17 protein-coding genes are annotated in these 15,564 nt (G+C 36.4%); 8 read left to right on the forward strand and 9 right to left on the reverse strand.

Annotation, left to right across the window (positions count from 1 at the left end):
* Nucleotides 1-9: 9 nt before the first annotated feature.
* On the reverse strand, nt 10-1,320 hold the full coding sequence (locus tag K332_RS0115560; RefSeq protein WP_026908299.1) for a 6-phospho-beta-glucosidase: 1,311 nt from the start codon (nt 1,318-1,320) through the stop codon (nt 10-12).
* Between the two features lie 233 nt (nt 1,321-1,553).
* Between K332_RS0115560 and K332_RS0115565 the strand changes: the two genes are divergently transcribed.
* Both K332_RS0115565 and chbG read left to right on the forward strand, forming a co-directional pair.
* Nucleotides 1,554-2,279 carry a GntR family transcriptional regulator gene (locus K332_RS0115565; RefSeq protein WP_026908300.1) on the forward strand — a complete coding sequence of 242 codons (726 nt, stop codon included), beginning with the start codon at nt 1,554-1,556 and terminating at the stop codon, nt 2,277-2,279.
* Nucleotides 2,280-2,331: 52 nt separating this feature from the next.
* The gene (gene chbG / locus K332_RS0115570; RefSeq protein ID WP_026908301.1) at nt 2,332-3,030 is read left to right on the forward strand and encodes a chitin disaccharide deacetylase; all 699 of its coding nucleotides are present in this window, start codon (nt 2,332-2,334) and stop codon (nt 3,028-3,030) included.
* Between the two features lie 44 nt (nt 3,031-3,074).
* Here chbG and K332_RS24535 read toward each other — a convergent pair whose 3' ends face one another.
* From K332_RS24535 to K332_RS0115585, 4 genes are all read right to left on the reverse strand, one after another.
* Entirely contained in the window at nt 3,075-3,809 is a 735-nt protein-coding gene (locus K332_RS24535) for a catalase-related domain-containing protein (protein ID WP_281170931.1), read from the reverse strand.
* An 8-nt stretch (nt 3,810-3,817) separates the two neighbouring features.
* Nucleotides 3,818-4,072, reverse strand: coding sequence for a catalase (locus tag K332_RS24545; protein ID WP_342665467.1), 255 nt, complete (start codon nt 4,070-4,072; stop codon nt 3,818-3,820).
* Entirely contained in the window at nt 3,984-4,169 is a 186-nt protein-coding gene (locus tag K332_RS24550) for a hypothetical protein (RefSeq protein ID WP_026908303.1), read from the reverse strand. The genes K332_RS24545 and K332_RS24550 overlap by 89 nt, the downstream gene beginning before the upstream one ends.
* 190 nt (nt 4,170-4,359) lie before the next feature.
* Nucleotides 4,360-4,893, reverse strand: coding sequence for an HD domain-containing protein (locus K332_RS0115585; RefSeq protein ID WP_026908304.1), 534 nt, complete (start codon nt 4,891-4,893; stop codon nt 4,360-4,362).
* A 749-nt stretch (nt 4,894-5,642) separates the two neighbouring features.
* Between K332_RS0115585 and K332_RS0115590 the strand changes: the two genes are divergently transcribed.
* Both K332_RS0115590 and K332_RS0115595 read left to right on the forward strand, forming a co-directional pair.
* Nucleotides 5,643-6,467 (forward strand): SAM-dependent methyltransferase, encoded by an 825-nt coding sequence (locus tag K332_RS0115590; RefSeq protein WP_051359496.1) that lies wholly within the window; start codon nt 5,643-5,645, stop codon nt 6,465-6,467.
* Nucleotides 6,468-6,539: 72 nt separating this feature from the next.
* Nucleotides 6,540-7,238: a copper homeostasis protein CutC gene (locus K332_RS0115595; RefSeq protein ID WP_051359497.1), complete on the forward strand. Its 699-nt coding sequence runs from the start codon at nt 6,540-6,542 to the stop codon at nt 7,236-7,238.
* 135 nt (nt 7,239-7,373) lie between these two features.
* Here K332_RS0115595 and nagE read toward each other — a convergent pair whose 3' ends face one another.
* From nagE to K332_RS0115610, 3 genes are read right to left on the reverse strand one after another with little or no spacing between them, the layout of a single operon-like run.
* Nucleotides 7,374-8,834 carry an N-acetylglucosamine-specific PTS transporter subunit IIBC gene (nagE, locus tag K332_RS0115600; protein WP_026908307.1) on the reverse strand — a complete coding sequence of 487 codons (1,461 nt, stop codon included), beginning with the start codon at nt 8,832-8,834 and terminating at the stop codon, nt 7,374-7,376.
* Between the two features lie 19 nt (nt 8,835-8,853).
* Nucleotides 8,854-9,678 carry a PRD domain-containing protein gene (locus K332_RS0115605; protein ID WP_026908308.1) on the reverse strand — a complete coding sequence of 275 codons (825 nt, stop codon included), beginning with the start codon at nt 9,676-9,678 and terminating at the stop codon, nt 8,854-8,856.
* 37 nt (nt 9,679-9,715) lie between these two features.
* Nucleotides 9,716-10,204 (reverse strand): PTS sugar transporter subunit IIA, encoded by a 489-nt coding sequence (locus tag K332_RS0115610; protein ID WP_026908309.1) that lies wholly within the window; start codon nt 10,202-10,204, stop codon nt 9,716-9,718.
* Nucleotides 10,205-10,610: 406 nt separating this feature from the next.
* Here K332_RS0115610 and K332_RS0115615 point away from each other — a divergent pair, with 406 nt between their 5' ends.
* The 4 genes from K332_RS0115615 to K332_RS0115630 all read left to right on the forward strand — a co-directional run bounded on the left by K332_RS0115615 (nt 10,611) and on the right by K332_RS0115630 (nt 14,273).
* Nucleotides 10,611-11,168 carry a cysteine hydrolase family protein gene (locus K332_RS0115615; RefSeq protein WP_036689136.1) on the forward strand — a complete coding sequence of 186 codons (558 nt, stop codon included), beginning with the start codon at nt 10,611-10,613 and terminating at the stop codon, nt 11,166-11,168.
* 58 nt (nt 11,169-11,226) lie between these two features.
* Nucleotides 11,227-12,675 carry a nicotinate phosphoribosyltransferase gene (locus tag K332_RS0115620; RefSeq protein ID WP_026908311.1) on the forward strand — a complete coding sequence of 483 codons (1,449 nt, stop codon included), beginning with the start codon at nt 11,227-11,229 and terminating at the stop codon, nt 12,673-12,675.
* A gap of 89 nt (nt 12,676-12,764) precedes the next feature.
* Nucleotides 12,765-13,598 carry an ammonia-dependent NAD(+) synthetase gene (gene nadE / locus K332_RS0115625; protein WP_026908312.1) on the forward strand — a complete coding sequence of 278 codons (834 nt, stop codon included), beginning with the start codon at nt 12,765-12,767 and terminating at the stop codon, nt 13,596-13,598.
* A 168-nt stretch (nt 13,599-13,766) separates the two neighbouring features.
* A complete protein-coding gene (locus K332_RS0115630) occupies nt 13,767-14,273 on the forward strand; it encodes a universal stress protein (protein ID WP_026908313.1) in 507 nt (168 codons plus the stop codon).
* Nucleotides 14,274-14,399: 126 nt separating this feature from the next.
* Here K332_RS0115630 and K332_RS0115635 read toward each other — a convergent pair whose 3' ends face one another.
* Nucleotides 14,400-15,416: a DUF1646 family protein gene (locus K332_RS0115635; RefSeq protein ID WP_026908314.1), complete on the reverse strand. Its 1,017-nt coding sequence runs from the start codon at nt 15,414-15,416 to the stop codon at nt 14,400-14,402.
* Between the last annotated feature and the right edge of the window lie 148 nt (nt 15,417-15,564).

Genomic DNA, 15,564 nt, shown 5'->3' on the forward strand with positions numbered 1-15,564 from the left:
ATTCTCCCCCTAGAATTTAAATTGTGGTAAATACTCCTTATGTGCTTCTAATAGCTCATCCAATACTACTTTACTAAGTTTCTCATCGGAAATTAGTGGATTCATTACAAAAGCTAAATACGCATCATTATAATTACCAGTTACCGCTGCACGAATCACTAGTTCTTCAAACGCTTTCATTTGTTGCACAATTCCTTTGATTGCAAGTGGTAAAGAACCTATAGCCATTGGCTTTGGCCCATCGTTAGTGATGACACAATTAACCTCAATTACAGAATCATCTGGCAAGTCTGAGATTGTGCCATTATTAAACGTATTTACCGTTTGAATATCCTCTTTATTGTTGTATAAAGAGTCCATTAAGCTACATGCAACATCACTATAAAAAGCCCCCCCACGTTGCTCGAGCTCTTTTGGCTTGTCATAGAGACCAGGGTTTTTATATATTTCAAATAATGACTCCTCAAGTTCTTGCACAATCTCTGCTCTTATCCCATGCTCTCCATAAGCTTTTAAATCTTTTTCCAATACATCTTTTGTTTGGAAATAATACTGATGGTATGGATTTGGCAATAGCCTTGTTGATTCAATAAATGTCTTCGACCAGCCAAGGTTTACAATATTTGCGGGTGAATAATCAACGTTTTCATTTATTAGTTTTTCCAGAACCTCTTCTGTTCGATTAACCCCTCCAACAAATACCTTTCTGCCAAATACAAAATGATTCATACCAACAAATTCTATTTTCACTTCTTGAGGTGAAACATTTAATATCTCTGCTACAGAATGGCGCATATTAAAAGGAATATTACATACACCTATAACTTTTTTATGTTTGCCGTATTTTAAAAGAGCCTCTGTTACCATTCCTGCTGGGTTCGTAAAGTTAATCATCCAAGCATCTGGACAAATCGTGTGAATGTCCTCTGCAATATCCATTAATACCGGTATTGTTCGAAATGCTTTAAAAACACCCCCTGCCCCATTTGTTTCTTGGCCAATAAATCCGTGGCTTAGTGGTATTCGTTCATCCATTGCCCTTGCCTTTAAACCTCCAACACGAATTTGCGTAGACACAAAATTAGCATTTTGTAGTGCTACTCTTCGATCCAAAGTCCACGATAGATTAATAGACTTTCCTGACTTTTTAATCATTCTTTTTGCTAGTTCACCAATGATTTCTAACTTTTCTTTTCCAGTCTCAATATCCACTAACACGATATCAGTTACCGGGAAACTATCATGGCGACGTATCATTCCTTCAATGATTTCTGGTGTATAACTAGAACCTCCACCTATTACTACTACTTTTAATGACATAATGGGCCTCTCCTTAGATGATTTAATTTAGGTTGTGTTGCGGTTTCTATACCACGAAGTATCCCCACAAAATGTAAACGTTTTACTTTTCAATAATCAAAATGTATCATACAAATATTTAATTGTCTATACATTTAAATATTATTTTTTATATTGTTATAACATTTGTTTTATATTGTCATTATTTGTACTGTATTGTACACTTTATGTATGAATAACCGAGGTGACAAACGATGGAAAAAAATCAATCTTTACATGTCTTTATTAAAGAAGAACTTCTCGATAGGATAAAATCAAATCAATATAAAATTGGAGAGCAAATTCCTCCTGAACTTGAACTTTGCAAAGATTTTAATGTTAGTAGAACGACGGTACGAGCTGCTCTAAATCAGTTAACCATGGAAGGTTATCTAGTAAGAAAACAAGGTAAGGGAACATACGTCGCTGATCAAAAGCTGAAGCAAACCCTTTCCAACACAGTGAAGAGGTACAGTGACCAGGTAGCGGTACAAGGAAAGAAAGCGGAAATAGCCTTAATTGCCTTAAATGTTATCCCAGCAAACGAAAAACTTGTTAGTACCTTAGAAGTGACACTTAATTCTCCAATACAAAAGATAGAGAGAATCCGGAAAGCAAGTGGGGAACCAACACAATATGAAATTGCTTATATTCCTTGGGATGTCGCTCCCGGTATTACGAAAGACCATGCGGAAACCTCTTTATATGCTGCATTAAAAGATACATTTAATGTATATATTGGAAAAACAACCGAGCATATTGAAATTACTCTAGCGGATGAAAACGTCGGTAATCGACTAGATTGTCAGGAAGGTCTTCCATGCTTCTACATTGAAACAATTGCCGAAGATCACAGTGGAAAAAAAATAGAATTCTCTAGGTCCTATTTTCGCGGCGATAAAACAAACTTTATGATTGAAAGACATTATCCTCTTGATTAACCAGGATTTAGGAATAACATCATAAACTAATTTTGAACTGGGGGGAATGTAGATGAAGGTACTATTCAATGCAGACGATTTTGGTTTAACAAAGGGTGTAACAGATGGAATTATCCAAGCACATGTGAATGGTGTTGTTGGTTCAACAACATTAATGGTGAACGGAAAAGCATTTAATTATGCAGTCGATGAAGCAAAGAAATATCCAAATTTTAAAATTGGAATTCACCTTGTTCTAACCTGGGGAAAGCCTATTTCAAATCAAGTCCCGAACTTACTAGATAGAAATGGATATTTTAAATATAAAAGTAATTACCTGGATATGGGTGCCCCAAACATGGAGGAAGTAGAAAAAGAATGGCGATCACAAATTGAGAGATTTTTAGAAACTGGCTTGAAGCTTAATCACATTGATAGTCATCACCATGTACATGGTTGGGAGCCGTTAAAAGAAATTGTTTTGAAACTTGCAAAAGAATATGATGTACCTGTACGTTATGTAGAATCATTAAGCGATTATCCTGACGTACTTTTAACAGAATCACTTTATCTTGATTTCTATGGTAATGGTATCGAAAACAATATTTTTGAACAGTTACACAATCTTAAAAAGCAATCCATAGAAGTAATGACTCATCCTGCAATTATAGATGATGATTTACGTTCAATTAGCACTTACACTGATAAGCGAAAGCGCGAGCTCGAAATACTCTGTTCATTGAAAATACCTAAATGGATAGAAGTATTATAAAAAAAGTAAAAAAGGAACCCCACTGTGGGTTCCCTACATACAAGTCATGTTCGATCCCAAAAGCGCTGTTTAGCAATAGCGGCAACAAAATCTTTTCTGAAATCAGGGTTATCGGTGGCAAATACAACACCAGCTAAGTTATTATTTTTTGACCTATTAATAAAACCATTCCCGGTAGTTGCTACACCTATTGGCTTATAGTGTTTGTATGCTTCTTGGATAAAACCTGCGATGTCTTGGTTTAACTTTGCTTGATTTTCGGCACTTCCCCCAACAACATAAAGCGCATCATATAAAACAGGGTACTTTGTTAAAAATGTTTCATCTACCTTAACCTTCGTTCCATCTGCTGGCGTGACTGCCCCAAGATTTTCACTAATTAACTGAACAAATACGCCATTTTCCTCTAAAAATCTTAATACATTTTTCACTTCTTGACCATTAAATCCATTGCCAATTAAAACACCTACCCTTTGTGTAGCAGCTAAATATGGTGTATTGAACTGACTCAAGGAAGGGTAGCTTATATCAACAGATACATGAGACCCCTTTGCTGGATTCACACCTAATCCTTCAGCTAATGTATTTGCCAAACCTGTATCTACATTTGCCCACAAGTCGACATTTTGCTGTCTAACCGATTTACTACCAACATACTGAAGGTGGTATAGTAAACATTGTGCAAGGTCCTGTCTCTCAACAGGTGATAAACTGTTCCAAAGGATTCTTGGTTGTGTAAAGAAATCATTGAATGATTCACTAGGCTCTTCCCTTGTAATTTCCCCTTCTACTTATAAAACTTTACTGCAAAACCACGAATATCCACCGCAGTGTCCTTCGAGCCTCTGCTTCCTTGGAAAGTAGAGAAACGTGTAATTACAGGAGTTTTTCTTCCTACCTCCTGCAAAAAGTGAGCTGTTGTAAGATGCTTTAAGGATTTATATGTTTCAAAATCACCATAAACTGTGAAACCTCTGGCATGTACTACGTTTTCCCGCCCTGAGTGAAGTCTGGTCATTTGAAACTTTTGCACCAGTATCATCGGTCATTTCTTTTCCAGGACCGGTATTTTTATGACGATACTGTTCTAACTGTTCGTCCTTCTTATTCATCGGATTATTGTCTCTATCCTTATCCACTTATGCTACCTCCTAGATGTAAAAATAATGTTTAAGCCCAATTACATCGTATGAAAGTTTCATAAAAGTGATATTGTTTCATCCAATAGGAAGGTTGTCTTTAATGCGTTTAGTTGAATCTTTTCCGAAGTGTATGTATGATGGAGGCTGTTTCTACAGCCTAACATGAAAGGAATAGAAGGAAAGGTAATTATCCTTCCATTCTATTAGGAAGGGAAAAATAGTAATCAATTTTTCGATCAAGTTCCTGAATAAGGTTACGTTCTTTTTCTTTATCACTGTTTCGATAATGATGAAAATCTCCAGGTTGTTTGTCTGATTCATCTGCTAAATGGACTACCTTTTGTAATGGAGATAATTGAAAGTTCCCCTCTGGAAGTGCAGAGTCCGTATGAAATAATATTGCATGGGCTATCTCTTTTGCCGCAAATTTATCTTCACCCAAACGCACTAATAATTTATGAGCACGCTCTGCTCCTTTAATCGGATGAATATCATAATCACGATAAAGCCCGTAATCCCACTCTCCACCTGTATACCATTCGTAATGACCAATATCATGTAAAAAGCCAGCCTTTGCTGCTAAATCAGGATTAACACCGAACGTTAAGGCTAATTCAAAGGCATGGTGGGCTACAGCAATAGCATGGGCCATTCCAGAACGTCTAACATATTTCTGTGTAATTGGATGGTTATAAATATCTGTTAATGTTACAGTTCGCATTCTTCATACCTCCTACGGTTAAATTATCGCTATATTATCATCTTTAAAGTCAAAATTCAATTGGAAATTCGAGGAACTTACGTCGTTATGCTTCCTAATCACTTCTTAAAACTATTTGATTATTATTCTTATTAATTGCACTATAGATGGGAATTGTGCGGTAACTAATAGTGTTTGATTGTGCATTAAAATGTTGTATGGCAGGGTTCTATTCGTCATTTTGCACCAGTAATCTGCATCAAAATGATGGATAGCGGGTTTCTATTCGTCATTTCACTCCAGTATCTGCATCAAAATGATGGATAGCGGGGTTCTATTCATCATTTCACCCAAGTATCTACATCAAAATGATGGATAGCAGGGTTCTATTCATCATTTCACCCAAGTATCTGCTTCAAAATGATGGATAGCGGGGTTCTATTCATCATTTCACCCAAGTATCTACTTCAAAATGATGGATAGCGGGGTTCTATTCGTCATTTCACTTAAGTATCTGCTTCAAGTGATGGATAGCTCGGTAATTTCTTTAGTTACCGCACAGTCTATAGAAAATATATGATTCACCTTTAAACTAGTCCTTTGTTAATTCGAACAATATACATACCACTGTGCAAATGATAGACTAAAATTATCTAACTAAGGAGTCGATGAATTGATGTTAGTTTTAAACGAAAAATCTTTTAGTAGGAGAGCCATTTAAAACTCCTCATGTATACAGTATTCCATTAACTTATGGGAGGGAACTGACATTGAAGCAATTTAATACAAAAGAAAAAACAACTGATCTTATTAAAAAATATAACTTATTTAATAATGACCAAATACAACAAATTCAATTACAACACCGTTTGGATTTAGTGAGTGCTTTTGAGATAAAAGAAGGAATGCGTGTATTAGAAATTGGTTGTGGTCAAGGTGACACCACGGTTGCTTTGGCAGATGCCGTTGGGAGTACCGGACATGTGGTGGCCATCGATATTGCCGACCCAGATTATGGAGCACCTTTAACCTTAGGACAAGCTACAAATATTATTAAACGCTCCGGACTAGGCAACCAGATTACATTTCATTTCGAAATGAACTTTGCTGAATTCGAGGTTAAAGAAACATTTGACGTTGTTGTATTATCCCACTCGTCATGGTACTTTCAGCAACCAGAACACCTTTTAACATACTTCCAAAAAATAAAACAAGTAGCAAAACGTGTTTGTTTTGCCGAATGGGATCTTGATTATAATAACGATTCGCAGCGAGGCCATTTCTACGCAGCAACTATTTTGGCATTATATTCCTCTTTCGTAACTAATGATGGGAATATCCAAAACCTATTCCATAAGACACAAATTCAAGAACTTCTTGTTGATGCAGGATTTACCATTTCCAAGAAATGTTTAGTAGATGCTTCCTATCTACAGGATGGGAATTGGGAAAGAGACTATGCTAACAGTATACGATCTGATTTTAATCAATCACCTGTAAAAATACAAACGCTTATAAATAGCTATTATGAATTAATGAATCAACCACGTGAACGAAATGAGTCATTGAATAGTATTGTTATCATTGCCGAATAATGAATCCTTATTTTCCTTTTTATTCATGTAATAATGGATAAGTAACATAGTAAAAAAATTGAGGTGTATAGAATGATGATAGAAGTAATTACCCAAAATGTAACGGATTCCTTACAAGCTGAGCAATTAGGTGTAGATCGTCTAGAATTAGTAAGTGCTATGCAAGAGGGCGGATTAACTCCTAGTTATGGAGTATTGAAACATGTTCTCTCCAGTGTATCCATTCCTGTCCAAATAATGATTCGACCACATAGTTATGGCTTTGTATATAGTGAGGATGACTGGAAAATCATTAAAGAAGATATTTCAATCATTCAAGAGCTCGGGGGTAATCGAATTGTGTTTGGCTGTATTACGGAAGATGGCGAAATAGATGAAGCATTATTATCCAAAGTAATTGAACATGGTCCAGAATTAGATATTACCTTTCACCGTGCATTTGACGAAGTGCAGTCTCAAATTGAATCCTATAAAACACTTGCCAAATACAACAAGCACGTTAAAAGAATACTTACATCTGGGGGCAAACCAAAAGCTACTCAAGCAACAATTGAACTACGAAACCTAATCGAATTATCACAAGAATTAGGTGGTCCGATTATTTTACCTGGTAGCGGGATTACACCAGAAAACATCGGGATAATCCATAATGAGGTTGGTGCCAGTGAATATCATATTGGTTCTGGCGTAAGAATGGATAGTGATTTTTCTAAAGCACTTGATCCTGTAAAGGTCGATATGGTTAAGAAAGCTTTATTTAAAAAGGCATAATTTAGTAGAACTAGTACTTTGCTCTTTCTTAGCAAAGTACTAGTTCTTTCTATACGTACGGAAAGATTTTATATCTCCCTACTACAAAAAAATCTCCTAGGGATTACTTACCTAGGAGATTTTCTATTTAATAAATTAATTTTTTCTTAATTTAGCTACTTCATCTGCAACAAACTGTACATTTGTTCCAACAACTACCTGAATATTGTTTTTATCAATTACATTAATTCCTGGTACACCAGTAGCTTTTATTTTTGCTTGATCAACTTTAGCAGTATCTTTTACTTCTAAGCGTAAACGTGTTGTACAGTTGTCCACGGAAGTAACGTTTTCATCTCCACCCAGGCCTTCATAGATTTGTGCTGCCATGACAGCAAATTTACTCTTCTTATCTCCTGCAGATGCTACTTGTCCACCCTCAGTTTCCGCAACAAGATCATCATCTTCACGGCCAGGAGTCTTAAGGTTGAACTTTGTAATTAAGAAACGGAATAACACATAGTAAATTACAGCAAATACTAAACCTTGTAGTAATAACATATATGGTTTATTTGCTAGTGGTAAGGCCGAGCTTAAAGAAAAGTCAACTAGCCCTGCACTAAAGCCAAAACCAGCTGTCCACTGGAATGTTGCTGCTATAAATAATGAAATACCTGTTAATAGTGCATGAACCACATATAATGCAGGAGCTAAGAACATGAATGAGAATTCAAGTGGTTCTGTAACCCCTGTAAAGAATGCTGCAAATCCTGCAGCCAATAGTAATGAAGCAGCTTGCTTCTTACGCTTTGTTTTAGCCGTATGATACATGGCAAGAGCTGCGGCTGGTAAACCAAACATCATGATTGGGAAGAAACCAGCTTGATACATACCCGTTACACCTTTCTCCCCATTACCCGACCAGAAGTTACCGATATCATTAATCCCTGCAACATCAAACCAGAATACTGAGTTCAGTGCGTGGTGTAATCCTGTAGGAATTAACAGACGGTTGAAGAATCCATATAAACCTGCGCCGCTTGCACCTAAGCCAACAATTGCTTCGGCAAAAGAAACTAACCAACCATAAACCACTGGCCATACAAAGAATAGTATCGCAGAAACAACAATCATTGCTGCTGACGTCATGATTGGTACAAGACGTTTTCCACTAAAGAATGCAAGTGCACTTGGTAATTGAACTTCACTAAAGCGATTGAACATGCTAGCAGCAACAAGTCCAGAAATAATACCGATAAATGCGTTCTCAATATTTGCAAATGCTGCGTCAACTGCATTAATCTCAATTCCTTGAAGCATAGCAACAGAATCAGTTCCAAGTAACGTAATTACAACCAAATAACCCACTAACCCACTTAAAGCAGCAGATCCGTCCTTTACCTTAGACATGCCTAGTGCGACACCTACAGCAAAAAGAATTGGAATATTATCAATAATAGAGCTACCTGCTTTAATCAAAAATGCTGCAATCGCATTACCTGAACCCCAGCCATCTGGGTCAATCCAGTACCCAATACCCATTAAGATGGCTGCTGCAGGCAATACTGCAACCGGTAACATTAATGAGCGACCTAAACGTTGTAGAAATTTCATCATTGTTTTTTCCTCCTATACATTATAAGTGATACTTTTTAATCCTCTCGATATGAAGGGTGATATATCCTAGCTCTTCTTCCGGCAATACAATACCGTGGGTCGCAGAAAGATCCTCACTAACTCTACTAGCACACAGAAAGGATTGCTCAAACTTCTTTTTAATCATAATAAGCATTTCCTCATCCATTGTACTGGCACGTTTCTCTTCCGTTCGGATAAGAGCAAAACGCAAATGAGTGATAAGGCGTTCATAAGATAATGGATCCCCGTGAATTTCAACACCTAGAAATTCCTCAATCGTATCAACCATATCCTTTACGATGGAAGTTTGCCGTATTGTATTGCGTAAATCACCTCCCTGAAGTTTCATTGTGTGTATATGCAGGGCAATAAAAGCTGCTTCATCGATTGGGAGTTTACTATTTGTTTTCTCATGCACATAATCAATTGCCCACAGTCCAATAGAAAATTCACGAGGGTAAAGCACCTTAATCTCATCCAGCAGCTTATTTTTTAATTCCATCCCTTGTTTATGTCGATCGATAGCAAATGAAAGGTGGTCACTAAGTGCGATATAGACATGGTCATTCAGTTCAGTAGAAAGTTGCTTTTCTGCATAGGAAATAATTTCTTCTGCTAAGATAAAATGTTCTTCTGGAATCCGATGTAGAAGCTGCTCAAGCTTTTGATTTTCCTTAAGTACAAAAAGCTTTTCAATATGATGTTGGTTTACAATATCGTTTTTACTCTTGTTAAAAGCAACTCCTGCACCGATTGCAATTTTCTCTTGCCCTTCGTCTAATACAACCACTGCATTATTATTTAAGATTTTCTTAATCTTCACCTATGACACATCCTTACCCGCCACAACCTACCGTTTATCAATCTCTACTTGAAAAAATAAGAGTTTCCCCTGCTTTACCCTCTTTAGGTTCTGTAAAGTCATATTGTTTATTTATTTGGTTCCCATTAGTTATAACAATTGGTGTAATCGTATCTTTAGCCTTTTCTTGGATTACATTTAAACGAACATCCATAAGCGGCTGGCCAACTTTCACCTGATCACCTGGATTAACATGTACGTCAAATCCTTCTCCATTTAATGCGACCGTTTCTAATCCAAAGTGAATTAATATTTCTGAACCATCCTCTGCTAAAATACCTATAGCATGTTTTGTAGGTGCAACTTGAATAATTTCACCATTGACAGGTGCTACCACCTTACCTTCTGAAGGAATAATAGCTATACCTTCCCCCATCATTTTTTGGCTAAATACTGGATCTGGTACATCTTCAAGGGAGACAATTTTCCCATTTACCGGAGCATAAAAGTGAGTCTCCTTTGATTTGTTAAAAAGTTTTTTAAACATACTCTTCACATCCTCTTTTATCTAAGAAGTAATTATTAGTATTCGTATTTTGTTTAGCTTTACCCACTTTTAATGGATATCCGCAAAACAAAAAAAGACATAGTGGTACTAAAGGGAAATAGTCTTTCCCCCGAGTTTACCACCATGCCTGATCGTATCAGTAACATGTGATCCATATACTTTTATGAACTTATAGTACCATTAACCTTTTTTAATTGCAATATATCCGCAAACGCTACCATCTCTATTAGTTACTGGTATATTCCTTGAAGAATATTATGTGAGCAAGAGTCCTTTACAATCGAAAAATTACCACAGATGCTATATGATTAAAAGAAAGAGTTCTCAAACGTTTTAATAATCCATTTTATGATTTACAAAAAAATAAATTAATGAGGTGTCTATCATGACAAAGAAAGTACTATTAAATGTAGATTACACCAATGATTTTATTGCAGAAGATGGTGCATTAACTTGCGGAAAGCCTGGTCAAGAAATAGAGGAGTATATCGTTAGTATCACCAAACAATTTATTGATAACAAAGATGAAGTTATTTTTGCAATTGACGGACATTTGGAAAATGACACATATCATCCGGAAACTAAGTTATACCCTCCTCATAACATTGTTGGCACTGCTGGAAGAGAACTTTACGGAGAACTACGTCATGTTTGGGAGGAAAATAAAGAAAAGCCAAATGTGCATTGGATGGATAAAACAAGATATTCTGCATTTGTTGGAACCAATTTAGAACTGATGCTCAGGGAACGGGATATTAGGGAAATCCATATTGTTGGCTGTTGCACAGATATATGTGTATTACACACTGCTGTTGATGCATATGGAAAAGGCTTTGAAATTGTAATTCATGAAAAAGGAGTAGCGAGCTTTAATCAAAAAGGACATGAATGGGCTTTAGACCATTTTGTTAACTGCCTAAATGCTAAAGTTGTAAAAAATTAATGGTACAAAGTATTTGGGAAAGAATAATAAAACATCCACGATTGGGAGGTTTTAAGTCATGGAATTGACGGATGATAGCCTAGCACTCCATACCGACTTATATCAAATTAATATGGCAGAAACCTACTGGGCGGACGGTATCCACGAACGACGTGCAATTTTTGATTTATATTTTCGTAAATTACCCTTTGGCAATGGTTATGCCGTTTTTGCGGGTCTAGAAAAAGTTATCGACTATCTTAAAAAATTCAAGTTTAGTGAAAGTGATATTCAGTATTTAACTGAATTAGGATATAAAGAAGATTTTCTAGATTATTTAAAATCCATTCATTTTACGGGCTCCATCAAGTCCATGCAAGAAGGTGAAGTTGTATTTGGTAATGAACCACTTTTACGTGTAGAAGCAACACTGGTAGAAGCTCAATTACTTGAGACTGCCCTTTTAAATATTATTAATTACCAAACATTAATTGCAACAAAAGCCTCTCGTATTAAGCACCTTGCCATGGATAAAACGTTAATGGAGTTCGGCTCAAGAAGAGCACAGGAAATGGATGCAGCAATCTGGGGAACTCGTGCAGCATTCATTGGTGGATTCCACGCAACAAGTAATGTTAGAGCTGGAAAGTTATTTGGAATACCAGTTGCGGGTACTCATTCACACGCAATGGTTCAAGCATATCAAGATGAATATGTTGCATTTAAAAAATATGCAGAACGTCATAAAAACTGTGTCTTTCTAGTCGATACGTATGATACTTTAAAGTCTGGCGTACCAAATGCCATTCGTGTAGCTAAGGAATTAGGGGATACTATAAATTTTCTAGGTGTTCGTCTTGATAGTGGTGATCTAGCATACCTATCTAAAGAAACTAGGAAAATGTTAGATCAAGCTGGTTTTAAGGAAGCAAAAATTTATGCTTCTAACGATTTAGACGAATCCACTATCTCAAGCCTTCACACTCAAGGAGCTAAGATTGATGTGTATGGAGTAGGAACTAAACTTATTACTGCCTTCGACCAACCCGCTTTAGGTGCAGTCTATAAATTAGTTGCCATTGAAAATGATAAAGGTGAATTGGAAGATACGATAAAAATATCTGGAAATCCAGAAAAATTGACCACACCAGGAAAAAAGAAAGTGTATCGTATCATAAACATGACCAACCATCGCTCAGAAGGGGATTACATCACCCTCGAGGAGGAAAATCCAAATCAAGAAGAGCGACTAAAAATGTTTCATCCAGTCCACACCTATATTAGTAAATTTGTTACCTCTTTTAAAGCAGTTGAATTGCACCATGAAATATTCAAGAATGGGCAATTAGTTTATACCACACCAAGTTTAACGGTTATACAAGACTATGTAGAAAAGCAATTAGAACTACTATGGGATGAATATAAACGCACCATCAATCCCGAGGAATACCCCGTTGACCTAAGTACAAAAACATGGGAAAACAAAATGAAAAAAATCGAAAGTGTCCGGAATAAAATAAGCAAATAAAAAGTGGCCAAAAGAGCCGTGGGGACAGGTTCCTTGGCAACTGCCAAGGAACCTGTCCCCACGGCTGGGCTGGATGAGGAGGAACCAAATTGAATAAGCTACAAAAAATGGTCATTGAAGAATTGAAAACAAAAGCCGTTATAGACCCAAAAGAAGAAATCAGAAACCGAATTGACTTTTTAAAACAGTATCTACTCAAACACAGTTTTTCAAAGGGATATATTTTAGGAATTTCTGGTGGTCAGGATTCCACATTGGCCGGAAAACTTGCCCAATTAGCCGTAGATGAATTAAATGAATCCACTTCAGGTGGCTATCACTTCCTAGCTGTACGCCTTCCTTATGGAGAACAATTTGATGAAGATGATTGTCAGGATGCAATTAATTTTATCAATCCAACTAAGGTCTTTACGGTAAATATAAAGAATGCAGTAGATGCCAGTGTGGCTTCCCTTCTTAATGCCGGTGTAACCATCAGTGACTTTTTGAAAGGCAACGAAAAAGCACGAGAAAGAATGAAGGTGCAATATAGCATTGGTGGTGCTCATAATTGTTTTGTTATTGGGACTGATCATGCGAGTGAAGCTATTACAGGATTTTTCACGAAACATGGAGATGGGGCATGCGATGTAGTGCCATTATTTGGATTAAATAAAAGCCAAGGAAAACTATTACTAAAAGAGCTTGGTTGTCCAGAACATCTATACAAAAAAACCCCTACTGCTGACTTAGAAGAAAACAAACCTGCACAGCCAGATGAAGTGGCATTAGGTGTTACCTATGAAGATATCGATAAATACTTAGAAGGACAAGAAGTTCCACAAACTAGTAAAGAACGAATTGAATCGTTATTTACTAATTCCAAACACAAACGTCATGCAGCCGTTTCTATTTATGACGAATGGTGGAAAATGAAGAACTAGCAGCTTTAGAGCATTGGAGTGTTCCAATGCTTTTTACTTTTTCCTCTGGACGAACTGTAATATTCATGTCACGCAATTTTAATCCTCATTCATGTTTGTCATTTCCTAAAAGAGTGAATAGAAAGGTATATCCTTTAATACAGGAAACTCAGGAAGGAGTGTAGAAACGTGGAAGGATTTAATCATATCTTACTAGCATTTGATGGGTCTGCAACAAGTGTTACCGCACTAAAAACAGCGGAGCAACTTACAAAATTAAGTGGAGCCCATTTAACAGTAGCTTTTGTACATGACCCATCTACGGAAACACATATTAAACCGGGAGTTACACCAAAGGATAATCCCAGATTATATTATTCAAGCACATATGTTGGGACCATGCCAACCACTGGCGAAGGAATCTATAGTGAAACGGAAGATACACATTTACAAGATAATACACCTGATCAAGTAATTTCCGATGCAAAATTACGACTTTCTAACATAGTATCCGCAGATTATGAAATACTCGCAGGGAAACCAGCAGACGAACTTACAGGATATGCAACAGAAAAGGGTATTGATTTAATTGTCATGGGTAACCGTGGTATTAGTGGAATTAAAAAGCTAGTTACTGGTAGTGTGAGTAAAAAAGTATTAGATGAGGCTGACTGTCCAGTTTTAGTTGTTAAATAATAGAATCCCCTGGTAAATACCTCGTATATTTACCAGGGGCCTTCTTAATCATTACCTTTCCATCTAAGAGCTTTTCAAACGAAAAAACCCTCCATTCTCATCAAGAGAACCAAGAGACCAACTTTTTTAACCAGCAATCAATAAATAACCAAAGAATACAACCATTAAGATAAATCCGAATGGGGCACCGAATTTTGCCCATTCTTTACTTGTAATGCCAAGCTTATTAGCAGAGATGATATTTGGAATATTTCCAGGAATAAGCATTCCTCCACTAATGATTAATCCAAATAGTAAAAATCGAATCGTTTCATCACTCATAGCTGGGCTTATCTCCGCTGCAGCAAGTGTTGCATTATCTAATATAGCCGATATCATATTAATCCAGTATAGTATACCTGGCTGTAAATCAAGTAAAAATCTATTTACTAGTGGTTCAAAACCAGCGCCTAGTAATGTTAAGCCCATAACAAATAAATAGATCTTTAAGGAACGAACAATTATTTCTGCATAGCTCTCCGCTTCATTAGCTCCTATTAGACTATTCCCACTTCCTCGTGGTTTTAAGATTATGTATCCTATTATTCCAATCACTACTACTGATATGACAACTTCTATCCCAATTAAATTAAATAAATAGAAAAAGTCCTCTTGTAATTTACTCGTTGTAATAGTAGATAGAGGCTCACCAACCGGCGTCAACACCGCACCTAATCCGATAGAGTAACAAGCTAAGATTACCGTATAAATTTCTGTTTTCCTATCTAGCTTCAATATACTCACAATAGAAACAAGCACGATAGCAGCGATAATCGCAGTTATTAAACTAGACACAAGACCTAGTACTACAATTATTATTGCTAGAAACAAGCGAACACTCATTTTTCGACTTACTTTTAGAATTCCACTTTCAATCGGTGTCTTCAACCACTTAAATAGTAATCCAGCAATAAGTACAGCTAATGTGATAAAGATCGGATCTTCTAATGCATGGATAAATAATTCCCAGTTCCATACACCACTGACAATTGCCGCCAATAATCCCATTAAAAATAAAAATGGTTCTAAGTTTTTTTCTACAACTTTTACAAAGAAAGGTAAAAGAAGTACTAGTAATAAAATGATGATTAGACCAACAATCATTGTCTTAGCCTCCAATTTCCCTTTTGCGCCCTTCAATTATTTCGGGATACAAAATACTTAATATTCAAATACCAGTTAATTCCATTCTAAAGTTAACAAGAAATTTTATTAAAAAGATTCATCCCCTTAATCCGAACAGTCCCTAGCA

The sequence above is a fragment of the Paucisalibacillus globulus DSM 18846 genome (assembly GCF_000482485.1).
Classification (GTDB): domain Bacteria; phylum Bacillota; class Bacilli; order Bacillales; family Amphibacillaceae; genus Ornithinibacillus; species Ornithinibacillus globulus.